The organism is Amycolatopsis sp. AA4, assembly GCF_002796545.1.
Taxonomy (GTDB): domain Bacteria; phylum Actinomycetota; class Actinomycetes; order Mycobacteriales; family Pseudonocardiaceae; genus Amycolatopsis.
Window position 1 is genome coordinate 7,631,503 of sequence record NZ_CP024894.1, and the last position, 25,059, is coordinate 7,656,561.

Annotated in this window: 21 protein-coding genes; 6 read left to right on the plus strand and 15 right to left on the minus strand. The window is 70.3% G+C overall.

The genetic code is table 11. From position 1 onward, the window contains the following. Positions 1–256 precede the first annotated feature (256 nt). The gene (locus tag CU254_RS35235) at positions 257–883 is read left to right on the plus strand and encodes a transglycosylase family protein (RefSeq protein ID WP_009083941.1); all 627 of its coding nucleotides are present in this window, start codon (positions 257–259) and stop codon (positions 881–883) included. Between the two features lie 269 nt (positions 884–1,152). On the opposite strand, the gene CU254_RS35240 is transcribed toward CU254_RS35235, so the two are convergent. From CU254_RS35240 to CU254_RS35255, 4 genes are all read right to left on the minus strand, one after another. Continuing rightward, entirely contained in the window at positions 1,153–2,070 is a 918-nt protein-coding gene (locus tag CU254_RS35240; protein WP_037715839.1) for a molybdenum cofactor biosynthesis protein MoaE, read from the minus strand. Beyond that, positions 2,067–2,537: a cyclic pyranopterin monophosphate synthase MoaC gene (moaC, locus tag CU254_RS35245; protein WP_078560995.1), complete on the minus strand. Its 471-nt coding sequence runs from the start codon at positions 2,535–2,537 to the stop codon at positions 2,067–2,069. Before moaC ends, CU254_RS35240 begins: the two co-directional genes overlap by 4 nt. 97 nt (positions 2,538–2,634) lie before the next feature. Then, positions 2,635–4,029: an NAD-dependent malic enzyme gene (locus CU254_RS35250; RefSeq protein ID WP_009083946.1), complete on the minus strand. Its 1,395-nt coding sequence runs from the start codon at positions 4,027–4,029 to the stop codon at positions 2,635–2,637. A gap of 147 nt (positions 4,030–4,176) precedes the next feature. After that, the gene (locus tag CU254_RS35255; RefSeq protein ID WP_086024922.1) at positions 4,177–4,353 is read right to left on the minus strand and encodes a hypothetical protein; all 177 of its coding nucleotides are present in this window, start codon (positions 4,351–4,353) and stop codon (positions 4,177–4,179) included. A 92-nt stretch (positions 4,354–4,445) separates the two neighbouring features. On the opposite strand from CU254_RS35255, the gene CU254_RS35260 reads away from it, so the two are divergent. Continuing rightward, positions 4,446–6,686, plus strand: a complete 2,241-nt coding sequence (locus CU254_RS35260; protein WP_009083949.1) for a helicase-associated domain-containing protein — start codon at positions 4,446–4,448, stop codon at positions 6,684–6,686. Between the two features lie 162 nt (positions 6,687–6,848). Here CU254_RS35260 and CU254_RS35265 read toward each other — a convergent pair whose 3' ends face one another. The 6 genes from CU254_RS35265 to CU254_RS35290 all read right to left on the minus strand — a co-directional run bounded on the left by CU254_RS35265 (position 6,849) and on the right by CU254_RS35290 (position 13,646). Beyond that, a complete protein-coding gene (locus tag CU254_RS35265) occupies positions 6,849–7,847 on the minus strand; it encodes a DUF742 domain-containing protein (protein WP_009083951.1) in 999 nt (332 codons plus the stop codon). Positions 7,848–7,850: 3 nt separating this feature from the next. Beyond that, positions 7,851–8,282, minus strand: coding sequence for a roadblock/LC7 domain-containing protein (locus CU254_RS35270; RefSeq protein WP_009083953.1), 432 nt, complete (start codon positions 8,280–8,282; stop codon positions 7,851–7,853). A 441-nt stretch (positions 8,283–8,723) separates the two neighbouring features. Beyond that, complete coding sequence (locus CU254_RS35275; RefSeq protein WP_009083957.1) at positions 8,724–9,329, minus strand: ATP/GTP-binding protein; 606 nt, start codon at positions 9,327–9,329, stop codon at positions 8,724–8,726. Continuing rightward, positions 9,310–10,086, minus strand: coding sequence for a DUF742 domain-containing protein (locus CU254_RS35280; RefSeq protein ID WP_009083959.1), 777 nt, complete (start codon positions 10,084–10,086; stop codon positions 9,310–9,312). Before CU254_RS35280 ends, CU254_RS35275 begins: the two co-directional genes overlap by 20 nt. 27 nt (positions 10,087–10,113) lie before the next feature. Then, positions 10,114–10,590 (minus strand): roadblock/LC7 domain-containing protein, encoded by a 477-nt coding sequence (locus tag CU254_RS35285; RefSeq protein WP_369871052.1) that lies wholly within the window; start codon positions 10,588–10,590, stop codon positions 10,114–10,116. Next, positions 10,587–13,646, minus strand: coding sequence for a nitrate- and nitrite sensing domain-containing protein (locus CU254_RS35290; RefSeq protein WP_037715844.1), 3,060 nt, complete (start codon positions 13,644–13,646; stop codon positions 10,587–10,589). Before CU254_RS35290 ends, CU254_RS35285 begins: the two co-directional genes overlap by 4 nt. A 700-nt stretch (positions 13,647–14,346) precedes the next feature. On the opposite strand from CU254_RS35290, the gene CU254_RS35295 reads away from it, so the two are divergent. Genes CU254_RS35295 through CU254_RS35310 form a run of 4 tightly spaced genes read left to right on the plus strand, consistent with a single transcriptional unit; the run spans position 14,347 to position 17,771 of the window. Then, a complete protein-coding gene (locus CU254_RS35295) occupies positions 14,347–15,309 on the plus strand; it encodes an ABC transporter substrate-binding protein (protein WP_037718509.1) in 963 nt (320 codons plus the stop codon). A 1-nt stretch (position 15,310) separates the two neighbouring features. Continuing rightward, positions 15,311–16,078, plus strand: a complete 768-nt coding sequence (locus tag CU254_RS35300) for an ABC transporter permease (protein ID WP_037715847.1) — start codon at positions 15,311–15,313, stop codon at positions 16,076–16,078. Further along, positions 16,075–16,899 (plus strand): ABC transporter permease, encoded by an 825-nt coding sequence (locus tag CU254_RS35305; RefSeq protein ID WP_037715849.1) that lies wholly within the window; start codon positions 16,075–16,077, stop codon positions 16,897–16,899. The genes CU254_RS35300 and CU254_RS35305 overlap by 4 nt, the downstream gene beginning before the upstream one ends. A 14-nt stretch (positions 16,900–16,913) precedes the next feature. Then, positions 16,914–17,771 carry an ABC transporter ATP-binding protein gene (locus tag CU254_RS35310; protein WP_037715851.1) on the plus strand — a complete coding sequence of 286 codons (858 nt, stop codon included), beginning with the start codon at positions 16,914–16,916 and terminating at the stop codon, positions 17,769–17,771. Between the two features lie 55 nt (positions 17,772–17,826). Here the strand turns inward: CU254_RS35310 and CU254_RS35315 are convergent, their stop codons facing one another. The 5 genes from CU254_RS35315 to CU254_RS35335 form a co-directional block, all read right to left on the minus strand. Continuing rightward, the gene (locus CU254_RS35315; protein WP_009083971.1) at positions 17,827–18,324 is read right to left on the minus strand and encodes a hypothetical protein; all 498 of its coding nucleotides are present in this window, start codon (positions 18,322–18,324) and stop codon (positions 17,827–17,829) included. 13 nt (positions 18,325–18,337) lie between these two features. Then, on the minus strand, positions 18,338–19,555 hold the full coding sequence (locus tag CU254_RS35320) for an acyl-CoA dehydrogenase family protein (RefSeq protein ID WP_037715853.1): 1,218 nt from the start codon (positions 19,553–19,555) through the stop codon (positions 18,338–18,340). 124 nt (positions 19,556–19,679) lie between these two features. Further along, positions 19,680–21,320: a protease pro-enzyme activation domain-containing protein gene (locus tag CU254_RS35325; protein ID WP_009083975.1), complete on the minus strand. Its 1,641-nt coding sequence runs from the start codon at positions 21,318–21,320 to the stop codon at positions 19,680–19,682. A gap of 326 nt (positions 21,321–21,646) precedes the next feature. Then, positions 21,647–22,324 carry a copper homeostasis protein CutC gene (locus CU254_RS35330; RefSeq protein ID WP_009083977.1) on the minus strand — a complete coding sequence of 226 codons (678 nt, stop codon included), beginning with the start codon at positions 22,322–22,324 and terminating at the stop codon, positions 21,647–21,649. A gap of 3 nt (positions 22,325–22,327) precedes the next feature. Next, positions 22,328–25,012: a nitrate- and nitrite sensing domain-containing protein gene (locus CU254_RS35335; RefSeq protein WP_050788508.1), complete on the minus strand. Its 2,685-nt coding sequence runs from the start codon at positions 25,010–25,012 to the stop codon at positions 22,328–22,330. Positions 25,013–25,059: the final 47 nt, after the last annotated feature.

Here is a 25,059-nt window from a genome sequence, read left to right on the forward strand (position 1 = left end):
TCACGCTCGGAATTACGTACCGTCGCTTTTCGGTTGGCCCCGACCGACCAAGCAACACCGGGAATCCGTAGCGCCCAGCTCTGTCCAACGGATCCCCGGACCCATACCCCGAGCGAAAGCATTTCCGGACAGAGACGAGGGGACGAAGACGGCGCGTCGTGCGACGTCCGCGTCAGCCGCCCGGCAACGGGCGGACGGGCTCCCAACCCGACCCGCAGCATCGAGCTCGTAGGCGCAGGAATCGAGAAGTTTTCAGATGTCTTACCGAGGCAAGCACCGCAAGATGTCCGCCGCCACCCGCACCATTGCCCGTGTCGCAGTCGCGGGTATCGCGGTCGGCGCCCCCCTCGCGATCGCCGCGACCCCCGCGTCGGCGACGAACTGGGACGCCATCGCGCAGTGCGAGAGCGGCGGCAACTGGAACACCAACACCGGAAACGGCTACTACGGTGGTCTCCAGTTCACCCAGAGCACCTGGAAGGCCTACGGCGGCACCGGCAGCCCGCAGGGCGCGTCGCGCGAGCAGCAGATCGCCGTCGCCGAGCGCGTGATGCAGGGCCAGGGCCCCGGCGCGTGGCCGGTGTGCAGCAAGAAGGCCGGCAGCTCGGCCTCCGCGCACAAGGCGACCCCGAAGAAGAGCACCGCCACCAAGAAGGCGACCCCGAAGAGCGACGCCCCGAAGAAGGTGGCCCAGCCGGTCGCCGCGCTGGTGGCGAACTCCAACCCGAACGGCGACTACACCGTCAAGGCTGGCGACACGCTCTCGAAGATCGCCAAGGAGAACAACATCCAGGGCGGCTACCAGAAGCTGCAGGACCTGAACAAGCAGTACGTGTCGAACCCGAACTTCATCGTGGTCGGCCAGAAGCTCGCCACCAAGTGAACCCTGGCCTCCTCGTGAGGCTGGTTCCGGCGCAGCGACTGCTGTGACAGAACGCCCGAAGGGCCCCACCGCGTCAATCCCCTGGCGGTGGGGCCCTTCGTCGTCTCCGGGCTCTACGTCTCCGCACGCCCTCCCCACGCGTCGCCAGATCGCTCACCGCCTCGGCGAGCACGTCGCCGGGGCACAGAACGCCCGAAGAGGCCCCACCGCGTCAATCCCTCGCGATGGGCCTTTCGTCGTCTCCAGGCTGCTGAACAGCGCTCACGGGGTCAGGGCGAGTTGACCCACTCGTCCGTGCCGTCGGTGAAGTGCTGGTGCTTCCACACCGGAAGCCGCGCCTTCACCTCGTCCACCAGCTCCGCGCACGCCGTAAAAGCCTGGCCGCGGTGCTCGGCGGCGACCGCGCAGGCAAGCGCCACGTCCCCGATCGTCAGCGCGCCGACCCGATGGCTCACCGCCACCGCCCGTACGCCCTTCCAGCGCGCCGCCAGGTCGTTGACCACCTCGGCGAGCACGTCGCGGGCCGTCGGGTGGCCCTCGTAGGTCAGATCGCGCACGCCCTTGCCGCCGTCGTGGTCGCGGACCACTCCGGAGAACGTGACCACGGCGCCCGCCGCGTCGTCCTCCACCAGTCGCGCGTGTTCCTCGACCGACAGCGGCTGGTCGCTCACGTCCGCGCGCAGGATCCGGACCGCGGGACCCGACGGCTCGCGCGGGTGGTCTCCACCGGCCAGCTGGTCCACCGCGTGCTCGAGAATGTCCTCCAGCACCCGCAGACCGTCCTTCACGCCGCCGCTCGACCCGGGAAGGTTCACGACGAGGGTCCGGCCCGCGATCCCGGCCACGCCGCGCGACAGCACCGCGGTGGGCACCTTCGGCAGTCCGGCCGCGCGGATCGCGTCCGCGACGCCGGGCAGCTCGTAGTCCAGCACCGCGCGGGTGACGTCCGGGGTCCGGTCGGTCGGCGAGATGCCGGTGCCGCCGGTCGTGAGGATCACCTGGACGCCGTCGGCCACCGCGGCCCGCAGGGCGACGCCCACCGGGTCGCCGTCCTCGACGACGACCGGCGGCGGCACGTCGTAGCCCCGTCCGGCCAGCCAGGCGACGAGCACCGGGCCGGTCTTGTCCTCGTAGACGCCTCGCGCGGCGCGGTTGGACGCGACGATGACGCGCGCGGTCTTGGTCATGGCCGCTCCCAGGTCCCGGTCTTGCCGCCGTCCTTGCGGAGCAGCCGCACGTTGTCGAGCGTCGCGGCCGGATCGACGGCCTTGATCATGTCGTGCAGCGTCAGCCCGGCGACCGCGACGGCGGTGAGCGCCTCCATCTCGACCCCGGTGACGTCCTTGGTCTTGGCCGTCGCACTGATGTGCACGGCGGTTTCGGCCAGTTCGAACTCCACCTTGACCCCGGACAGCGCGATCTGGTGGCACAGCGGGATCAGCTCGGGCACCCGCTTGGCGCCCATGATCCCGGCGATCCGCGCGGTCGCCAGCGCGTCGCCCTTGGGAAGGCCGTTGGCCGAAAGCAGGCCGACGACCTCCGCCGTGGTGTGGACGGTCCCGCCGGCCAGCGCGGTGCGCGCGGACGCGGTCTTGCCGGAGACGTCGACCATCCGGGCCGCCCCGGACTCGTCGACATGGCTGAGTTCACTCACGCCCGCGAGGCTACTGCGCAACTCCGCCCAAAGTCCGTGAAGGGCTCCTTCAGGGAATCTGATTCCCTCAAGGAGCCCTTCACGGACGGAGCCTGGGTCAGCTGGCGCGTTCGGCGCGGACGGCGTTGCGCACCGCTTCCGCGACCGCCGGGGCCACCGCGCTGTCGAACACGCTCGGCACGATGAACGACGCGTTGAGCTTGCCGTTGTCCACCACGTCGGCGATCGCGTCGGAGGCGGCCAGCAGCATGTTGTCGTCGATGTTGTGCGCGGCGGCGTCGAGCAGGCCGCGGAAGACGCCCGGGAACGCCAGGACGTTGTTGATCTGGTTCGGGAAGTCGCTGCGGCCGGTGGCGACGACCGCGGCGTGCTTCTGGGCTTCCAGCGGGTCGATCTCCGGGTCCGGGTTGGCCAGCGCGAACACGACCGCGTCGTCGTTCATCTTGGCGACCTGCTCCGCGCCGAAGAGGTTCGGGGCCGAGACGCCGATGAAGACGTCCGCGCCGACCAGCGCGTCGTGCAGGGTGCCGGACTTGCCGTCCTTGTTGGTGTGCTCGGCGATCCAGGTCAGGTTGTCGTCGAGGTTGCCGCGCTCGGGGTAGACGATGCCGTCGATGTCGGCGGCCACGATGTCGCCCGGGTTCTTGCGCAGCAGCAGCCGGATGATCGCGGAACCGGCCGCGCCGACGCCGCTGACCACGATCTTGCAGTCCTCGATGTTCTTCCCGACCACGCGCAGCGCGTTGCGCAGCGCGGCGACCACGACGATCGCGGTGCCGTGCTGGTCGTCGTGGAAGACCGGGATGTCCAGCTGCTCGCGCAGCCGCTTCTCGATCTCGAAGCAGCGCGGCGCGGCGATGTCCTCGAGGTTGATGCCCGCGTACACCGGCGCGAGCGCCTTCGCGATCATGATGATCTCTTCGGTGTCCTGGGTGTCCAGGCAGACTGGCCACGCGTCGACGCCGGCGAACTTCTTGAACAGCGCCGCCTTGCCCTCCATCACCGGGAGCGCGGCGGCCGGGCCGATGTTGCCGAGGCCGAGCACGGCCGAACCGTCGGTGAGCACCGCGACGGTGTTGCGCTTGATCGTCAGCCGGCGCGCGTCCTCGGGGTTCGCGGCGATCGCCTGGCACACGCGGGCGACCCCCGGCGTGTACGCGCGGGACAGGTCATCACGGTTGCGGAGCGCGACCTTGGGGCTGACCTCGATCTTGCCGCCGAGGTGGATCAGGAACGTCCGGTCCGAGACCTTGCGCACCTGGACGCCGGGCAGCGAATCGAGCGCCTGCGTGATGTCCTGCGCGTGGTTTTCCGACAGCGCGTTGGCGCTGATGTCGACCACGATCATGTCCGCGTGCGATTCGACGACGTCGAACGCCGTCAGCACGCCGCCGACGCGGCCGACCGCGGTGGTGAGATCGCCCGCCGCCGTGGACGAGGCCGGGGCCTCGACCCGGACGGTGATCGAATACCCGGGACCGGGAACCGGCATGACACGTACTCCCCGCAGGTGGTGTGGGTTCGGACGGCTCGAATCTAGTCCGGTGACCCGCGCCACCCCACCCCAACCGGGTGACTGACCAGTAACTTCAGGCCCGGGGCGCCGCGGCTCGCGGCGCTCCCGGACGCGGTCCGCAGGTCAGCGGTTGATCTCGGTCTCCGGGTGCACGTAAGGCACCTGCTCGAGCGGGAAGGCCAGGTCGCCGAACGGCGAAAGCGCTCCCTGCCGGTCCGAGGACAGCTCGGTGACCGGGTGCTCGCCCGGCTCGCCCGGCCACGTCGGGTCGATGCCCTTGCTCTTGTCGCCCTTCGCCACTGCTTCCTCCGAGGCCCTCGTCCGGCAAACTCGCACACAGTCTGCCCGAACACTCCTCGTCCGCGCGCACCCGCCCGGTATCCTGGGTTTCTATGCCCGCGACCTCTCTGGCGGACTGGCTGCGTGCGGAGTCCGACGACGCACTCGCCGAACTGCTGCGCACGCGTCGCGATCTGTCCACCCCTCCTCCGTCCGACACCACCGTGCTCGCCACCCGCGCGGGCACCCCGGGGTCGGTCGCCCGCGCCTGCGAGGACCTCGACACGTTCACCCTCGCGGTGATGGACGCGCTCCTGGTCGCCGGGGCCGACGCCGAGCCGACGCCGGTGTCCGCGGTGACCGCGCTGGTCGGCCGGGACATCAGCGAACCGCTCGCCCGGCTGCGCGCCCGGGCGCTCGTCTGGGGCACCGACGAGGAGCTGCGAGTGCCGCCCGCGGCCCGCGACGCACTCGGGCCGTTCCCCGCCGGGCTCGGCGCGCCTTCGCCCGCGCTGGCCGCCACCGACCTCGACGCGCGGCTCGCGGAGGTCGGCGACGACGAGCGGGCCGTGCTCACCGCGTTGGCCGCCGGGCCGCCGATCGGCCGCACCCGCGACGCGAGCTTCGACGTCGGGCTGTCCGACGCGGCCACGCCGGTGCAGAAGCTGCTCGCGCGCGGCCTGCTGCTGCGCCGCGACGACCAGACCGTCGAGCTGCCCCGCGAACTCGGCCTGCTGCTGCGCGGCGGACTCGCCTTCGAACCGGACACGCTCGTCGAGCCCGAGCTGCCCGTCCATCCACATCGGACGGACACAGTGGACAAAACCGCGGCCGGCGAAGCGATGGAGCTGCTGCGGCAGACGGAATCCCTGCTGCGGATGTGGTCGGATTCGCCGCCGCCGGTACTCAAGGCGGGCGGGCTCGGCGTCCGCGAACTGAAGAAGGTCGCGAAGGACCTCGAAGCCGACGAGACCCGCGCGACGCTGCTCGTGGAGCTGGTCGTCGGCGCGGGACTCGTTGCGGACAGCGAAAACACCGCCCCGGAATACGTGCCCACCATGCTCACCGACAGCTGGCTCGCGTCGCCTTCGGTGCAGCGGTGGATGACGCTCGCGCAGGCATGGCTGGAACTTCCGCGGCTGCCCGGTCTCGCCGGCGGCCGCGACGCGAAGGACAAGCCGATCGCGCCGTTGTCCGAGGAGTTGCGACGTCCGCTCGCGCCGGTCGCACGGCACCGCGTGCTTTCCGCGCTGGCCGAGCTGAATCCGGGCGCTGGCGTGAAAAGCGTCGACGAACTGGTGGCAATGCTGGCCTGGCGCGCGCCCCGGCGAGGCGGTCGGCTGCGCGATGAAGCCGTCCGCTGGACGATGGCCGAAGCGACCGCGCTGGGTCTCGTCGGCCTCGGCGCTCTCTCCACTGCTACGCGGCTCCTGCTGGAGGACGATCGCTCCGGCGCGGTCGAGGCAATGCACGACGCGCTGCCCGCGCCGGTCGACCACGTGCTGGTGCAAGCGGACCTGACGGTCGTCGCGCCGGGTCCGCTGGAGCCGGAGCTGGCGGCGGACATGGCCGCGGTCGCGGACGTCGAATCCGCTGGCCACGCAACGGTTTACCGGATCACCGAGCCTTCGGTGCGGCGCGCGCTCGACACCGGACGGACCGCGGACGAGCTGCACGCGATGTTCCGCAACAAGTCCGCGACCCCGGTGCCGCAAGGCCTCACGTACCTGATCGACGACGTCGCCCGCCGCCACGGCCGTCTCCGCGGCGGTACCGCGGGTTCGTTCCTGCGCTGCGACGACGAGGCGTTGCTCGCCGAAGTACTCGCGCATCCGGTGGCCGCGGAATACGACCTGCGCCTGATCGCGCCGACGGTGCTGATCAGCTCCGCACCGTTGGCCGAAGTACTGGAAGCCTTGCGCGGCGCGGGTTTCGCCCCCGCGGCGGAAGGACCGGACGGCCGGGTGGTCGACCTGCGCCCCACCGGCCGCCGGCTGCCTGCCCGCACCCGCGCGGCCCGCGCCCGGCCGGGCGAACAGGCAGTGTTGACCGACGAGCAGGCGACGCGGATCGTCTCGAATCTCCGCGCCGGAGACCAAGCTTCGGCCCGCCGCCGGGGCTCAACGGTGCGCGCGCCAGGCGGCGGAGGCGCGGACACGACGGCAACGCTCGACCTGCTGTCCCGCGCGACCCTCGAACAACGCGAGGTGTGGATCGGCTTCGTCGACTCGCGCGGCACGGCGAGCCAGCGCGTGGTGCGCCCGCTGCGCGTCGGCGGCGGGGTGCTGGAGGGCGCGAACCACGAGCGGTATCCGTTGCACCGCATCACTTCCGCCGCGTTGGTCGAGGACTGAGGCCTCCCCAATGTGGCATTGGGTGCATCCCACGCACCCAAAGTGGCATTCGGTGCGTTCAGCGCACCCAAAGTGGCGTTCGGTGCGTTGAGCGCACCCAAAGTGGCATTGGGGCGGCTGCGGGCCAGCGCCGCGTGACCGGAGGCAGCGCGGCACCAGCGGTCAGAGGTTGCGCAGCCCCTGCAGCACTCGCTCCATGAACTCCCGCGACGAGCGGTCCCCCAGCACCAGATCGGTCTGGTGCAGCATGACGAGCCCGATGTCCGCCATGTCGCCCACCAAGACCTTCACCACTCCGAGCGGCAGGCGCAGGTGCGCGGCGATCTCCGCGACCGACCGGGTGTCCAGGCACAGGTCGCAGATCCGCCGGTGCTCGATCGAGCGCACCCCGCGGTAGCGGCGGCCCTCGTCGCTGGTGGAGACCAGTGCTTCGAGCGCGAGATTGTGGTCCGAGTGCGTGCGGCCGCGGGTGCGCGCGTACGGGCGCACGCGCGATTTCGTCGGCTGGGCGGGCGGTTCCGGCTGCGCGGGCTCCTCGTTGGCCCAGAACCGGTCCAATTCGGACACTCCGGAGGCCGGACCCGGATCGGCGTACGAGTCCGCCGGAGGTTCTTCGGGCAGCGCGTGCCTGCTGCGGGCGGCTTGTTCGACGTGCTCCCGCTGGTACGCCGAACCTTCCGGCACCACGCGGTCGTCCGGGCCGGGCGAACCGGCGTACTCGTCGAACGAGTACGGGTCATGCGCCGCGGGGCGGGCAGGCGGGGGCGGCTCTTCCCAGCGGTGGCTGGCCTGGGGCTCTTCCCAGTAACCGGATTCGCCGTCCTCGACCCATTCGTAGCCGTCGTCCCAGCTCTCCGCCGGAGCCGGAGCCGGAGCCGGAGCAGGAACGGGAGGCGGGGCCACCGGGCGCGGGACGACCGCCTGCTGCACCGGACGCGGCGCGGGCGCGGGTGCGGGCACCGGACGTGGCGCGGGCTCCGGACGCTGCGCATGCCGCGAAGAAGGCGGAGGCGGGGTGGCCCGAGGCTGTCGATGCGGCAACCGGAGGGTCAGCGAACTCAGCTCGTACCGGCTCGGCGAGTCGAACGACTCCCGTTCCGTGCCTTTGTGGAGGGCGTCCCAGGCGCCCGTGTCCTGGTCTCCGAAACCCGAGATCTTCATCGGCTACCCCAGCACCCCGCCGCCCTGCAGCTGTGCGCGCAGTTCCGGCGTGATCTGCTCGCCGACCCGCTCGACCAGCAGGGTCATCTCGTACGCGACCGTCCCGATGTCGCACGTCGGCGCGGCGAGCACGGCGAGACAGGACCCGTCCGAGACCGACATCAGGAACAGGTACCCGCGTTCCATCTCGACCACGGTCTGGTTCACGCCGCCCGCCTCGAAGCACCGCGCCGCGCCCTGGGTCAGGCTGATCAGGCCGGACGCCACCGCCGAGAGCTGCTCGGCGCGTTCCTGCGGCAACCCCTCCGAAGGCGCGAGCATCAGTCCGTCCGCCGACACCAGCACCGCGTGCGCCGCACCCGGGACCCGGCGCACGAAATCCGAGATCAGCCAGCTGAACGTGCCCTGGTCCGCTGGCCGGTCGGAATCGGTCACTGCCCCTCCAAGCTCCTCGAACGCTGCCGGACGCCCGTTCGCCGCCCTCGGGCCATCCTCGCCCGGCCGCGGTGAAGTCGTCGTTCCAGCGTATTCACGCACCCGGTCGTGTCGAGCGTGTGCCCGGGCACGGTACGTGTCTGCCGGATGTAACGTCGCGCGAACGCATGCACAACCACGCATTCGCGGGTCACTCGGTGGTGGCGGCGGCCACCGTGCGCAGCGGGATGTCCGTGCAGGTCACCGCCGGTCCGACGCCCCGATCAGGGGCGGCCGGCCTCGGCCGCGAGGGGGCGGGACCACTCAGGCCGCCCCTCTCGGAGACACCACTCCCCGAAGCGGGTGAAGCCCGTGGAGTTCACTCCAACGGCCGCACCCGAGCCGGGGGGTAACGGGAATCGGACGCCTCCTTCGCAGCCGGCGACGGGGACCGAAGCGGGACTAGCCCGCCCGCAAAGCCGTGTCGTGCGCGATCGCGTGCTGCACGACGGAGATCAGCACCTGCTTCGCCGACTCCCGCTCCCGCGCGTCGCACGCCATGATCGGCACCGACGGCGAGATGGTGAGCGCGTGCCGCACGTCCTCGATCTGGTGGTGCAGCAGCCGGTCGAAGCAGTTGATCGCCACGACGTAGGGCAGCTTCCGGTTCTCGAAGAAGTCGATGGACGGGAACGCGTCCGCGAGCCGCCGCGTGTCCACGAGCACGACCGCGCCGATCGCGCCCACCGCGAGGTCGTCCCACATGAACCAGAACCGGTGCTGGCCCGGCGTGCCGAACACGTACAGCACCAGGTCGGAGTCGAGCGAGATCCGGCCGAAGTCCATGGCCACCGTGGTGGTCGACTTGTTCGGCGTGGCCGACACGTCGTCGTGGCCCACGCTGGCCTCGGTCATCATGGCCTCGGTGGTCAGCGGGTCGATCTCGGAGATCGCCCCGACCAGAGTCGTCTTGCCCGAACCGAACCCACCCGCGACCACGATCTTGGCCGACGAGGTCGGACCCGTATGCGGTGTGTTCGCGTCGGAGTCAAATTCTCCGAAGCCCACTGAGCACCCTTTCCATGAACTCGATACTGGGGCGGTCGCCCGAATTCGTGCTGCTGCTCGTGTGCACGAGCACCAGGCCGAGGCCCGCCACGTCACCAATCAGCACCCGCACCACGCCGAGCGGCAGCCGCAGCAGCGCGGCCACCTCGGCGACCGACCGGGTGTCGAGGCACAGGTCGCAGATCGACCGGTGCTCCGGCACGCGGACGCGGTCGAGCACCCTGCCCTGCTCGCTCGTCGACACCAGCGCCTCGATCGCGAGGTCGTAGGTCGGTTTCGTGCGTCCCCGGGTGCGGAAGTAAGGCCGGACCAGCCCGGAGGTCTCCACCTCGGCGGGCTCGTCCGCGTATTCCCCGGCCGCCTGCAGCGGCAGCGCCGCGGCCAGGTCGTTCGACGGCGAACTCGGGGGCCCGGGCGACCGGTCGCGTTCGGCGCTGAACGCGGCGAACTCGGCCGAGTCGTACAGCGGCCCGCTCGCGCCGCCGAACAGCTCCGAACCCGGTCCGCCGAGCAACCGCTCGCGGTACCCGGGCACCGCGGTGATGCCCGGCTGCTGCCCGGCGTTGGAATCGGTCAGCCAGTTCGGCGGTTCGCGCACCGGCTCCGAATCCGCGGCGTGGACGTCCCTCGAACGCCATTCGCGGTCGACCCGGTCCCGGAAGGACTTCCAGTCCTCCCGGCTCTGATCCCGATCGCCCCAGCCGCCGGTGTGCTCGTCACCGAGCCGGCCGTCGCCGCGCAAGCGCCCGTCGTCCACGGTTTACTCCTGTAGTCCTAGGTCCGCCTAGCGACGGACCGCAGCGCCCTGCAGTTGTGCCCGCATCTCCGGTGTCAGCTGCTGGCCGACCCGTTCGACCAGCAGAGTCATCTCGTACACCACCAAGCCGATGTCGCTTTCCGGCGAGCCCAGCACCGCGAGGCACGAGCCGTCGGACACCGACATCAGGAAGAGGAATCCGTTCGCCATCTCGACCACGGTCTGCGCGACCGGGCCGCCCTCGAACACCTTCGCCGCCCCGCGCGCGAGGCTGGTCAGCCCCGAGGCGACGGCCGCCAATTGGTCCGCCCGGTCCTTCGGCAGCCCGCGCGAAGACGCGAGCAGCAGACCGTCGGCCGAGACGACCACCGCGTGCGCCGCACCGGGCACCCGGTGGACGAAGTCCGTGATCAGCCACGCGAAGCTGCTCGCCGCGCTGCCGCCGGCCTGCCTGCCGTTCGGCTGCACCGAGCCGCCTCCCGGCTGCACTCCCGCCCGTGTCACTCTCGCTCCTCACTGCTGTCGCTCACATACCCGGCCCCGGTGACGCGAACCCCGTCGTCGTCGAGCCGGGCTTCCGGCGGCCGCTCCTTCAGCGCGTGCCTGCCGGACTTGTACCCACGCTGGAAGCTTGCCATCCGGCTGCGGGCAGCCGTCGCCGAGCGGGTGATCGCACCCGTTCCGGGCATTCCGGCGGTCGCGTCGGTGAAGGAGTTCTGCTGCTGCGCCGGTTCCGGCGCGTTGCCGATCGAGCCGGGGACCAGGTACGCGTTGGGCACGCGCTTGGGCAGCCCGGCGGGCGTGATCTCCTCGTTCTTGGATTCGAGCAGCGACTGCGCCGCCTGCCAGCCCTCGTCGGAGACGCTGTGCCAGCTGTCGTCCTCCGGTTCGTCGGAACCGGGGTAGAGCGGCGTCGATTCGAGCTTCTCGGGCACCCGCTCCCGCGGTTCCGCCGGGGCTTCTTCCTGCTCGGCGGCGGGGGCCTCGGCGGCTTCCGGCTCCGGCGACGAGGACTGCGCCGTCGCGGGCTCGCTGTCCTCGCCTTCGCTGAACCAGCGCGACAGCACCGACTGGTAGATCGGCAGCCGCCGGGTGGGCACGTCGTCCTCGAGCGCTGCGGAACCGTCCGGCTCGGCGGGCGGCGGTTCCTTCGGGGATTCCGGCGCGACGTACTTCGGCTCCCGCTTCGGCAGCACCAGCGGCGGGAATTCGGTCTGCGCCAGGCTCGCGCCCTCGCCGTACGATTCGCGCGTGAGCGGCGCGAGGTCCTCCGCGGTCGGCCACGCCGGCGCTTCCGAAGCGGGCGTCGCCGGGCTGAGGAACGGACCGGCCGCCCGGTTGCCCGCGACGAGGTCGTCGAGGCTGATCGGCTGGTCGAGCGGGACCAGGCCGCCGTTCTCGGACGCTCCGGCCGAACCCGTCGAGCCCAGCGCCTCGGTCAGCTCGGCGGACGAGGGCGGCGGCGCGAGCGGAAGCGGGTTCGAGGGCTCCGGGTCGCGGTTGACCGGCGGGAGGCTCGGGTGCGAGACCTCGTTGCGGTTCGGCGGCGGCGGAGTGTTCCGCATCGTCGGCGAAACGGTCCGGACCTGGGTCAGCAGCTCGGCCGGGACCACGACGCGGGCGATCACGCCGCCCTCGATGTCCTCGTTCTCCCGCAGCCGCACCTCGATGCCGTGCCGCTGGGCCAGCCGCGCGACCACGTACAGACCCATCCGCCGGGTCACCGACACGTCCAGGTCCGGCGGGTCGGCGAGGCGCTCGTTGACCTCGGCGAGGCGTTCCTCGCTCATCCCGACGCCGTGGTCGGTGACCTGGATCGCCAGCGCCTTCTTGCGCGTGATGACCGCGCGGACGGTGATCTTGGTTTCCGGTTCGGAGAAATAGGTCGCGTTGTCGAGCAGTTCCGCGAGCACGTGCACGAGGTCGTGGATCGCGAGGCCCTGCACCGCCACCTCGGGCACGATGCCGATCTCGATGCGGGCGTACTGCTCGATCTCCGACACCGCCGCGCCGATGACGTCGGCCGCCGGCACCGGCTTGGGCACCGACTTCGCGAGGCCCGCGCCCGAAAGCACCAGCAGCGATTCGCCGTTCCGGCGCAACCGGGTCGCCAGGTGGTCGAGTTCGAACAGGCTCGCGAGATGGTCCGGGTCCTGCTCGTCGGCCTCGAGCCGGTCGATCACGCCGAGCTGGCGTTCCACCAGCCGCTGCGACCGCCGGGAGAGGTTCACGAAGATGCCGTTGACGTTCTCGCGCAGCAGTGCCTGTTCGGCGGCCATCTTGACCGCCTGCTCGTGCACCACGTCGAACGAGCGCGCCACTTCGCCGATCTCGTCGCGGGTGAGGACCGGGACCGGGTCGACCGCCTTCTTCGACGCGTTGACCGGGTCCGGGTCGTCCAGGATGGCCTGCACGGTTTCCGGCAGCCGGGTGTAGGCGACGTCCAGCGCGGTCTTCCGCAGCACCCGCAGCGGGCGCAGCATCAGGCGGGCGATGACGAGCATCAGCATCAGCGCGGCGACCAGCGCGGCGAGGACGATGACGCCGCCGACCCACGCGGACCGCACCGCGTTGCTGGCCATTTCGTCGGCCTGCGCGCGCAGCTGGGTCAGCAGGTTGACCTCGACCGCGCGCAGTTTGTCGGCGGCGACGGTGGAGTCCTGGCCGAGCTTGGTGCCGTCGAGGTTGAGCGGCTGGCCGCCCTGCGCGAAGGAAAACGCCTGTGTCTGCAACCGCCGACGCTCGTCGACCTCGGGGCCGGAGTAGGTGTCGTTGTAAAGCTGGACCTGGTCGCCGGTGGCGTTGGCCAGGAACGCGGTGATCGACGCGTCGCCGCTGGCCTCGGCGGCCCGGGTCTCGTCGATCAGGTTGCCCGGGAAGCCGTCGCGGAACGCGGCGATCTGCAGCGCGGAGTCGCCGCGGAGGATGAACTCCTTCGCCTCGCTGATCGACTGCGTGCTCGTGCCGAGGCGGAGCAGGTCGCGGTTGGTGGTCGCGGTGGAGACCTCGCGGCCGAGCTGGATCAGCGAGTCGAGCACCGAAGAATAGGTGTCGAGGACCGCGCGGTCGGAGTAGGCCGACGTGGTCATCGCCGCGCGCAGCGGGCGCAGCGCGTCGAGGCGCTGGAGGCCGTGCGCGTACCGGTCGCTCGCCGCCTGGTCCTCGTTGTCGAGGTTGACCGCGGCGTTGCGCAGGTCGTCGACGTCGCGGTCGACCTTGGCCATCTGCGCGTCGAGGCCGGTCTGGCGCAGCGGGTCCCCGGACGAGATCCGGACCACGGCCAGCGCGCGCTCGCGCTGCAGGTCGTGCACCACCGCGGTGACCTTCTCGGCGAAGGCGACCTGGTTGGCGGTGTGGTTGAGGTCGACCGCCGACCGGACGTCGTCGACCACGCGCAGCACGCCGAGCACCAGCGCGGTGACCGTGGGGATGAGGAGAATGAGCGCGAGCTTGGACCGCAACCGCCAGTTGCCGAGCGCGAGCCAGGACCGCTGCTGCGCGGTCCCCGCGTTCTCCTGAGCGGAGGCCTCCCCTGCCCCCGCGGTGTCTTCGTTCGGCACCGCCGCACCACCGTCCGGGCCCGAGGGGCCCGTTGATTCCGAACCTGCCGTGCTCGTGGCCACTACGCGCACGCTCCCGGCAGGTCATCCGCCACCTGAGTGGTCTGGACCGCGCCCCGGACCGTTACACCCTTTCGAGTGAAAAGATCGACTTCGAGATGCGACTGCCCGTCGCCTCGGGCGCGGAATCGGTTCAGGTCTGGCATGACGTTCGGTCCCCGCACGTGGTCGATCTCTTAGTCCGTTCGGCCGAGGCCACCCCCCGCCGGCTTGTCGCCGGCGTGCGCGGAGAGCCTTTTCCCAAGTCCGGGCTCTCACTACATCGGTGGTCCACACCTCACATTGCAGGAGCAGAGGGTAGCGAACGCTTGGCCCATTTGTAACCCTCCAGAAGTTGCCCGGAGAGCACCCAGGCAGCGGATCAAGGCCCATCGGGCACCCACGGCACGTTCACATACCCCGCCATACCAGCGGATTCGATCACCTGATCGAGTGACCAGTGCCACTTCTGAATCGTATATGAACACCCATTGTGAGTGATCGTCCTGTTTCTCTACAGTAGCCGCGTGACTCCGGACAATGAGCCACCTTCCCCCCGCGTCCATCCCAGACGCGGGCCCATTTGCTAGGAGCGACCTTGTTTGATGAAGCGGTGAGCAGCCGGCGCGGCTACGGCAGGCGCGGGTTCCTGTCTCTCGCGATGGCGGGCGGCGTGGCCTTGACCGCCAGCGGGTGCGGCCTGCTGGGCGGATCGGACGATTCGGGCGGCTCGAAGGGCGGCTCCGGGGTCGAGAAGGCCAAGATCAAGGTCTCGATCATGCCGACGATCGACGTGGCGCCGTTCCACCTCGCGGTCCAGAACGGCTACTTCAAGAACGAGGGTCTCGAGGTCGAGGCCGTCGACGCCGCCAGCGGTGACGCGTCGCTGCAGAAGCTGCAGGCGGGCGAGGTCGACATCGCCTACGCGAGCTACACGCCGTTCTTCATCGCCAAGAGCAAGGGCGCCGCGGACATCAAGCTCGTCGCCGACGCTTCCTCGGCCGGCCCGAAGAGCACCGAGGTCGTGGCCATGCCGAACAGCAACATCAAGAGCGTGCACGACCTGGCGGGCAAGAAGATCGGGATCACCGCCACCAACACGATCTGCGACACCCTGACCAAGTCGGTCATGCGCGACAACGGCGTGAACTTCACCGACGTGAAGTGGGTTTCGCTGCGGTTCCCGGACATCGGCCCCGCGGTCAAGCGCGGCGACATCGACGCGGGCTTCCTGACCGAGCCGTTCATCACGCAGTCGGCGAAGGTCAACGGGACGGTCGAGGTCATCGACACCGCTTCCGGCGGCACCAAGGACTTCCCGACCGCGGGCTACGGCTCGCTCGGCAAGTTCACCGACGCCAACCCGAAGACCGTCGCCGCGTTCCAGCGCGCGATGCTGCGCGCCACCAAGGAAGCGTCCGACCGCTCCAAGATCGAGCCGCTGATGATCCAGTACTCGAAGGTGGACGAGGCGACCGCGAAGATCACGAACCTGCTGACCTTCCAGTCCACTTTGGACGCGCGACGCATCCAGCGCGTGCCGGACCTGCTGCAGCAGTTCGGTTCCATCCAGTCGAAGATCGACGTGCAGTCGATGATCGTCCCGCAGGCGAACGCGTCCTGACGTGCGCCTCGTCCGGAACCTGACCGGCCTGCTCGGCTTCCTCCTGATCTGGGAGGCCGTCGTGCGGGCCGGTCTGATCGACCAGAACGACCTTCCCCCGCCGAGCGTCGTGTTCGCCCGGATCGGCGAACTGCTCGGCGACGTCGAATTCGTCCGCGACGTGATCGCCTCGGTGCTCGCGTGGATGATCGCGCTGCTCATCTCGATCGCCATCGCGGTTCCCGCGGGGCTTTTGCTCGGCAGCATCCCGTGGCTGCGCGACGCGACCAAGGCGATCGTCGAATTCCTGCGGCCGATCCCTTCGGTGGCCTTGATTCCGCTGGTGCTGATCGTCGTCGGCGGCGGCCCGGAAGCGAAGATCACGCTCGCCGTGTACGCGGCGGTGTGGCCGATCCTCTTCAACACCATTTACGCGCTGGCCGAGATCGACCCGCTGCTGCTGGAAACCGCGCGCACGTACGGAACTCCGCGCGCTCGCGTGCTGACCTCGGTCGCGCTGCCGCACGCCGCGCCGTTCGTGTTCACCGGGATCCGGCTGTCCGCGGCGATTTCGCTGATTCTCGTGATCAGCACGGAATTCCTGGCCGGGGCGAAACTCGGCATCGGGCAGTTCGTCCTCGAGGCCAGTTCCGGACCGGGCCGGATGGACCTGGTGCTCGCCGGGACGGTCATCGCCGGGATCCTCGGCTTCCTCGTCAACGAGGGCCTGGAACGACTGGGGCATCGGCTGTTCCGCTGGAGCAGCGCCGTCGAAGGAGCCGCCGCGTGAGCGTGGTCGAGAAGCCGTCCACCGTGACGCGCCGGATGAGCCGCGGCCTCGGCGGGTTCGCCCGCAAGTGGCTGCTGTTCGCGATCGTGGTGGTGCTGTGGGAGATCGCGACCCGGCTGAGCGAAAGCGTGTTCTTCCCGCCGCCGTCGAAAATCGCCGCCGCGGCGGCGAAACTGTGGTTCTCCGGGCCTGCCTCGCAGGTGTTCCTCGGCGACCCGGTGTTCGACCACATCCTGCCGAGCCTCGGCCGGGTGCTCGGCGGCTGGCTGCTGGCGGTGGTGATCGGCGTGGCGCTCGGCACCGCGCTGGGCCGCTCGCGCACCGGAATGGATTACGTGGGGCCGCTGTTCGCGTTCTTCCGCGCCATCCCGCCGCCCGCGCTGGTGCCGGTGTTCATCATCCTGTTCGGCATCGGGCCGGGCATGCAGACCGCGACCATTATTTTCGGTTCGCTGTGGCCGGTTCTGATGAACACCGTGGACGGAGTCCGGTCGGTCGACAAGGTCAAGGTGGAGACGGCGCGCGCGTTCCGCACGCCGAAGCGGTACTGGATCGGGCTGGTCGTGCTGCCCTCGGCGCTGCCGAAGATCTTCGCCGGGCTCCGGCTGTCGCTTTCGATCGCGCTGATCCTGATGGCGATCTCCGAACTGGTGGGGGCGCTCAACGGCATCGGCTACGCGCTGCTCGCCGCCCAGCGCTCGTACGACTTCGACCAGATGTGGGCGTGGATCGTGCTGCTGGGCATCCTCGGGTACGGGTTCAACGCCGCGCTGCTCGGCCTCGAACGCCGGGTGCTCGGCTGGCAGCCCGGCCGGAACTAGGAAGGTTTCCCGTTATGTCGACCATGCTCGAGGTCTCCGGCCTCAGCCACCGCTACGGCAGCGGCGAGTCCGCGCACGTCGCGGTCAACGAACTGTCGTTCACGGTGGAGTCCGGACAGCTGGCGTGCATCGTCGGCCCGTCCGGCTGCGGCAAGTCCACCCTGCTGCGCGCGATCGCCGGCCTGATCCCGCCGACCGCGGGCACGGTGAGCCTGCACGGCGACCGCGTCACCTCGGTGCCGGACGATCTCGCCGTGGTGTTCCAGGACTACAGCCGTTCCCTGTTCCCGTGGCTGTCGGTCGCGAAGAACGTCGAATTCCCGCTGCGCTGGAGCAAACTCGACAAGGCGACCCGGCGCGCCCGGGCCGCCGAGGCCCTCGAAGCGGTCGGCCTGTCCGCCGCGGTGAACAAGTACCCGTGGCAGCTGTCGGGCGGCATGCAGCAGCGGGTGTCGATCGCCCGCGCGCTGGCGAGCCGCCCGGCGCTGCTGCTGATGGACGAGCCGTTCGCGTCGGTGGACGCCCAGACGCGGTTCGAACTGGAAGACCTGCTGCGCCGGGTCCAGGTCGAACAGGGCACGACGGTGCTGCTCGTGACGCACGACATCGACGAGAGCGTGTACCTGGGCGACCGGGTGCTGGTCCTGTCGAAGTCGCCCGCGCGGATCGTGGCGGATCTGCCGGTGGACCTGCCCGCCCAGCGGGACCAGATCACCACGCGGGAATCAGCGGAATTCGTCTCGCTGCGCGGCGAAGTGGCTCGGCTGCTGCACGGCCCGGCGGTCCAGGCGGCGGCTGATCTGGCGGAGCAGGAGGCGGCGGAGGCGGCTGCTTCGGAAGCGACGGACACTGTCGTTTCGGAGAAGAAGTAGTCACAGCTTCGGGAACCGCACCGAGACGTCCGCGAGAGCGTCGAGGGTTCTGGAATCAACTTGTCCGGCAACGGTTTCCGTCTCGGCGACCACCATCGGCCGTCCGTCCACTCTGGACTGGAAGTGGTGCCCGGAGAACTTCACGCCGTCGAGGCCGAGCAGGGCAGGGCCTGGGGGGTTTGATGTCCCCGCTGCCCTGCACCTCCTCGACCTTCTCGCAGCCTTCGGCGTCGCTCTTCTTCGGAAACCACACGCGGGCAACGGAAATCACCGCGGCGTTGCCGTGCCCGTCGCCGACGGCGAAGAGATTTCGGTCCAATGAGGTGCAGCGGTGCTCCGCGAGGCAGTCGCGGACGCCGTCGGTGGAGTTCCGCAGGCAGTCGATCTCGTGTTTGGCCGTGTGCTTGAGCTGTTTGAGCTTGAACCGGCTGAAGGTCTCGTCCTCGCGACCGCGTTTCGCGGACTTCTTGCCCTCGGCCGCGCTGGAGCCCACACTCGCGGCACCGCCGATCCCGGCTGCGGTGCCGCCTCCGACGGCGGCGACGATCGCCACCGGGTTCCCCCGTTCAGCCCTTGGCGCGCGAATCCGGCCCAGTCTCGTCCGGACCGATCTCCGGCAACGTCCGCACCCCCAGCACGTTGGCCCCCACCAGCTTCCGGGTCGCCAGGTTTCCCATCGGCATGAACGTGCTCGCCTGCACGTCCCGCCACATTCGCTCGAACGGCAGCGCCTTCGTGTAAGCCATGCCGCCCAGCGCGTCGACCAGGCGCTGCATTACCTGGACCGCGTTGTTCGCCGCCGTGTACTTCACGATCGCGCTGCGGGCCACGCCGTCCTGGATGTCTCCGGTGAACAGGCGGCGGCTCGTCACCTCGTCGGCCTGGCGGTAGATCAGCGCGCGCGAACTTTCCAGCAGGATCTGGCATTCGCCGATCACGTCCTGCAGCACCGGATCCTCGGCCTTGCCGCGCTGGATCAGCGTTCGCACGGTCCAGTCCAGCGCACCCGCCGCGATTCCCGTGTAAACCGCCGAGAACGCGGGCATCGCCCAGGCCCACACGGTTTCCAGCACTCGCGAGTCGAGGTGTTTCACCGGCAGCGAATGCACGACCGCGGCGTCCTCGACGAACACCTTGTCGAATTCGACGTCGTTGCTCTGGGTGCCGCGCATGCCCATGGTGTTCCACGTCTGGTGGATCGTCACGCCCGGCTGGTCCAGCGCGATCTGGCACAGCAGCAGCCGCGGGCCGCCGTCGGCTGCCTCGTAGCGGGCGGTGGTCGAGCAGTGCGTGGCGACCGCCGAGTTGGTCGCGAAGCTCTTGCGGCCGGTCAGTTCGAAGCCGCCTTCGACGCGGACCGCGCGGGTTTTCGCGTCCGTCAGGTCGTTGCGCAGACCCGTTTCGCTGGTGATCGACGCCCAGACCAGTTCGCCGTCGACCGCTTTGCGCAGCAGTTGCTCCAGCCGGGGAGCCTTCGTGCGCCGCCACACGCTCGCCCACTGTCCCAGCGGCGACAGGTGCATCGTGAACGCCAGCGCGGTCGCGCCGTCGCCTATCGCGAGCCGTTCCAGCACCGGCAGGATTTCCGGCAGCCCGGCGCCGAAGCCGCCGAGTTCTTCCGGGACCGACAGCCGGAGGAAGCCCGCCTCCCGCAGGTCGTCGTAGTTCTGGTGCGGGAAGGTGTTGTCCCGGTCGTGCTCGGCCGCGCGCTCGGCGAAAATGTCCGCGAGCTTGGCGGCTCGGTCGACGAGGACCTGCTGCTCAGGCGTCAGGAGAGGCTGCACCCGGCCATCAAAACAGCGTCCCGGATCTTGGTCAATCAGCCATTGTCCGCAGTCGCCCCCGGTCCACAAGACACGCGCGAGCGCCTGCCCCGGCAACCGGGACAGGCGCTCGCGAAAGCGGTGCTCAGCCGATCAAGGTGGACAGTCCGGAGCCGTTGAACGAGCCCCAGCCAGTCGTCTGGTCGTAGCCCTTGCCCGCGGAGAAGCCGGTGGTGCCGTTGAAGGTGTTGTTGCCGGTGGTCACGTCGTGGAAACCGGAACCGTACGAGGAACCGTTGCCGATGCTGTAGAACTTCGGGTTCAGGTTGCCGAGGCCGCCCTTGTGGACCTGGTTCTGCAGCGCGGCGAAGCCCGCCCACAGCGGAGCCGCGCCCGAGGTGCCCCACACGTTCCCGGTCTGTCCGCCGGAGATGATCGTGTAGGCCGAACCCTGCGCCGCGTCACCCGCGACGTCCGGGACCTTGCGCTTGGTCGTGCTCTGCTTGGACTGCCACGACGGCGCGGCGAAGAGCGTCGAGATGCCACCGCCGCCGGCCCCGCCCGTGGCACCGTCGTTCCACGTCGTCTCGCTGCTGTAGCCGTTCGTCGAGGTCACCGACAGCTGCGTGCCGCCGACGCCGGAGACGTTCGGGCTCGACGCCGGGAAGTCCACGGCCTGCGCCTTGCTGCCGGTCTGGCGGGCGCAGTCGGTGGTGCCGTCGTCGCCCGCGGCGGCGAAGTAGCTGATGCCCTCGGCGGTGCCGGTCGCGATCGCCTTGTCGACGCTGTTGGCCGCGGCCGAGCCCTCCGCCGCCTCGCAGGAGCCCCACGAGATCGAGACGACGCTGACCTGCTTGTCCGACGCGATCTTCTGGTACATCGCCAGCTCGCCCGCGTTGGAGTTCGGTGCCTCGTACACGTAGTCGTTGGCCGGGGCGGCGAGCGCGTGCACGACCTCGATGTCCAGGTCGACCTCGGTCTGGCCGTCGCCGGGGCTGGCGTCGTAGTTGGCTCCGTTGACCGAAACCGTGTTGACCGTGCCCGCCTTGAGGCCGTACTTGGTGTCGTACGCGGTGATGTCGGACTTCTTGTAGCCGTCGAACTCCACGAAGCCGACGTTCACTCCCGCGCCGGTGGCGGACATGCCGCTGGTGCCGTACGCGGTTTTGAGGACGGCCGGAGTCACCGGCTTGACCGTGCGCGGCGCCGCCGCCGGTTTCGCGTGGTGCTTCACCGCGTGGTTGTCGAGGCCGACGACCGAATCGACCACCGCGGACACCGACGCGGGCAGTTCCGGCGCGGAGTCGTTCGCGTAGAACTTCCGGCCGGTGACGGTGTCGGTGTAATTGCCGAGCCGCGTATGGAAGGCGGATTCCAGCTGGCCGGCAGTCGCCGAGAAGGTGATCGCCTGGCGGTTTCCGGAAACCTCAATGCCCTGCGCACCGCTGCGCTTGAGGAAATTCACCGCCTGCTCCGCTTCGGCCTGCGTTGGGCCGAATGCCGCAGTGAATTGCTCCGGAGAGAGGAAATGGCGGTACTGCGGCGACGCCGGGTCCTGCACGTCGGCGAGGAACCGGGCCAGCGCCTGCTGGTTGTGCAGCTTGAGGGACAGGGCGGCGGGAATCTGCTGCTCAGCGGCGACATCGCCGGACCGCGCGCTGGCGGCGAGCGGGGCGGCGTTGCCGGAAAGGGCGACCAGCGGATCGGCGTTCGCGACGCCGGCCACGGACAGGCACAGCAACGCCGGCAGCGGAACCGCGGCGGCGACGAGCTTGCGCAAGCGCATGAGAATTCCTCTCGAGAGGCGGGGACCGGGCCGGCTAAATCGCGGTACCGACCCGTATCCCGACCCTAAAAAACCGTTCGAAACAAAGAAACCTACTTTTGGCTGTCCTTATCGCGGGTTGGTTTGTTTTCCACTTGCACGATTTATGACTGATTACCGCCGCGATGTCCCGCCGAATCCGGAAACCATCGGACGTCGGAAGACGGAAGCCCCGGACATTCCGGACCGCTTGCGCGCACACCCGCACTGTGCTCGTCAAGCAAAAAAGGGAACCTTGCCGGAATCGGAATTCCCGGCGAGGTTCCCTTCTCGAATGGACTAGCGGGTCAGCCTTTGACGAGTTCGGCCCATTCGCGCACGGCCGCCGCGTCCACCGGAGCGTCCCACCCGGACGGACGCACCGCGCCGCCGACGTGGAAGCCGCGCACGCCGCCGGCCCGCAGCAAATGCACCTGCTGCGCCCGCAGGCCGCCGCCGACCAGCAGCGTGGGGCCGTCGGTCCGCCGCGCCAGCTGCTGCAGCACCGACAGTCCACTCGCGACACCGTTCGCGTGCCCCGCCGCGAGCACAGTGTCGCAGCCAAGCTCGGCCAGCACGTCGTACGCGGCGATCGGGTCGCGCGAACGGTCGATGGCGCGGTGGAACGTCCACGGCCGTCCGTCGATCTCCTTCAGCAGCGCGCGGCACGCTTCGGCGTCGACCTCGCCGTCCTCGGTCAGGAAGCCGAACACGAACTCCCGCGCGCCCGCGGACACCAGCCGGGCCGCCGAAGCGCACAGCTCGTCGATCGCGCGGGCGTCGAAAGTGTTCTCCGCGCGCAGCATCACGCGCACCGGCAAATCAGTGGCCGCGAGCACCTCGCGCACCGTCGCCTCGCTCGGGGTGAGCCCGTCGCTGGCCATGTCGGAGACCAGTTCGAGCCGGTCCGCTCCGCCCTCTTGCGCCCGCTCCGCGTCCCGCGCGCCCAGCGCGATCACTTCCAGCAGGGCGGTGTTCGAACTCATGCCTCATCCGTTTCGATCCAGTGGCGGGGTGTCTTCCCCCCTGGCGTGCCTGCCGCGCCGGAAGCCGCCTTGCAGGCTCGTCATCCGGGCGCGCACCGCGTCGGGGGAAAGCGAGAGTATCGGCCGCGGCTCCGCCTCCGCGGCGGGGCCGTCCGCCACGTCGGCGACCCGCAGGAACGGCCAGGTGTCCTCGGCCCCGTCCTCTTGTTCCAGGTGCTCCGGAGTCGGCCATTCGGGGGCGGCCGCCGCGTCCGGGTCTTCGGTCGGAAACTCCGGCGGCGCTTCGTAGGCGTGCCGCGGTTCGACGATCTCCGGCTCGCTCTCCTGCTCCGGCTCCGGCTCTGGTTCGGGCTCGAAGGCGGGCACCTCCGGCATCGGCGCGACCACCCGCGGCTCCGGCGCCACCGGCTCCTCCGCAGGAGCCGAGAGATCGAACCAGCGCGACAGCACGTCGCGGTACGCGGGCATCCGGTCCGTCGGCGCGTCGATCTCCAGATGCGACCGCGAAGACTCGACCGGCCACGACGCCGCCTCCTCGACCACCGGCGCCCGCCGCAGCGGACCCGCGTCCTCGAGCGTCGGCGCGACCAGCTCGACGGGTTCCTCCGGCTCCTCGGCCGGGGCCAGCGGCGCGAGCGGGGCCAGCAGCTCCGGCTCCGGCGCGGGTTCCGGTTCGACCGGCGCGGGCGGCTGCGGCAGCGGCGGGGCCTCGGTGATCAGCGCCGCCGGAACGACGACCGTCGCGGTGAGACCGCGTCCCTCGGCCGGGCTCAGCTTCACCGCGATGGCGTGCCGTTCGGCCAGTGTCGCGACCACGAACAGGCCCATCCGCCGCGACACCTCGACGTCGACCTCCGGCGGATGCGCCAGCCGCGCGTTGGTGCGGTCGATCTCCGCCTGCGGCATGCCCGCGCCGCGGTCGGTGATCTCGATCCGCCACGCCCCGTCCGGCGTCCGCGCGCTCTCCACGGTGACCGGCGCCTGCGGCCCGGAATACCGGGTGGCGTTCTCCAGCAGCTCGGACACCACGTGCACCAGGTCGTTGACCGCGTCGCCGCGCACCGCGAGCGCCGGCGCCGGGCCGATCTCGATCCGCTGGTAATCCTCCACTTCGGACAGTGCGGCCCCGATGATCTCGTCGGCCACCACCGGTCCGGTGTCCTCGCGCACCAGGTCGGTGCCGGACAGCACCAGCAGGTTCTCGCTGTTGCGCCGCATCCGGGTGGCGAGGTGGTCGAGTTCGAACAGGCCGCCGAGGGTCTCCGGGTCCTGTTCGCCCGCCTCCATCCGGTCGAGCACGGACAGCTGCCGCTCTACCAGGTCCTGGCTGCGCTGCGACAGGTTGACGAACATCGCGTTCACGTTCTCGCGCAGCATCGCCTGCTCGGCGGCCAGCCGGACCGCCTCGCCGTGCACCGCGTCGAAGGCCCGCGCGACCTGCCCGACCTCCTCGCGCGTGAAGATCGGCACCGGCGCGACCGCGGCCCGGTGCCGCAGATTCTCGGGTGCCGGATCGGGCTCGGTGAGCAGCCGCTGCACGGCCTCGGGCAGCCGATGGTCGGCGACCTCCAGCGCGGTGCGGCGCAGGATCCGCAACGGCCGCAGCAGCGAGCGCGCGATCACCACCGACAGGACACCGGCGACCAACAGGACACCGATGACGATTCCGCCGTCCCAGATCGTCGACGCACGGGCGCTGGCGGCCCGCGCGTCAGTTTTCTCCTGGAGCTGGACGAGCAGCGCCTGCTGGACCTGGTGGGCGAGATTGACCGTGTACGTCGACGCGGTGTCCCACTGGTCCGCGTCCAGACCGGACAGCGGCTGGTTGTTCTCGGTGCGCGTGAGCGCCGACTCGACCATGTCGTTGCCGATGTCGACGACGATGCCGATCACCGTGTCCGAGTACATCCGCTGCTCGTCCGGCGTGGCGAAGGTGCGGTAGTCGCTGCGCGCGGCGGCCAGTTCGGCCTCCGCGCCGAGCAGCGCGCGCGTCCGGTCCCGGTTGAGCGTGCCCTGCGCGATCGCCTCGGACATGACCGCGCGCTTGACCGACATCTGGTCCTTGATCCGCGCGAGCGCGTTGCCGGCCAGCCGCAGCCGGGCCAGGTCGGGTTCGGTGACGTCCGCCGCAGCGGTGTCGCTGATGTCGAGCAGGCCGGAGATCAGCTCGCTGTACGAACGAAGCACCGCGTCGGCCGGATACGCCGAGTGTTCGGCCGAGTACCGGAGGCCACCGAGGACCCGCAACCGGTCGTCGCTCTGCTGCAGATCGCCCGCCGCGGAGTCGTCCAGCCGCGGCTTGCTGTCGGCGAGCGACCGCTCGAACGCGCCGATCGCCAGGTCGACGCGGGTGCGCTGGCCGACGAGCACGTCGGTCGGGCCCTTGCGGTCGCCCGCGACGAACCGGACCGTGACGTCGCGCTCCCGCTGCAGCTGGTGCACGACCTCGGCGACCGTCGAGTCGACCCGGCAGCGCGCGGCGAACTCGGCGAGCTGGCGGGCGTCGCGCAGGTCGCTGTTGACCCGCAGGCCGACCAGCACGACCACGGCGAGCGCGGGGATCAGCAGGACGACGAACAGCTTGGTGCGCAGCCGCCAGTTCCGCAGCCGCCACCGGCCGCCGACCGGACGCGAGGCAGCCGGATCCGCCGCGTCACCCGAACGGGGACGGTCGTCGCGACGGGTCACCTGTGCTTCCTTTTCCACCGCGGGAACCTCTGCCCACGGACGTCCTC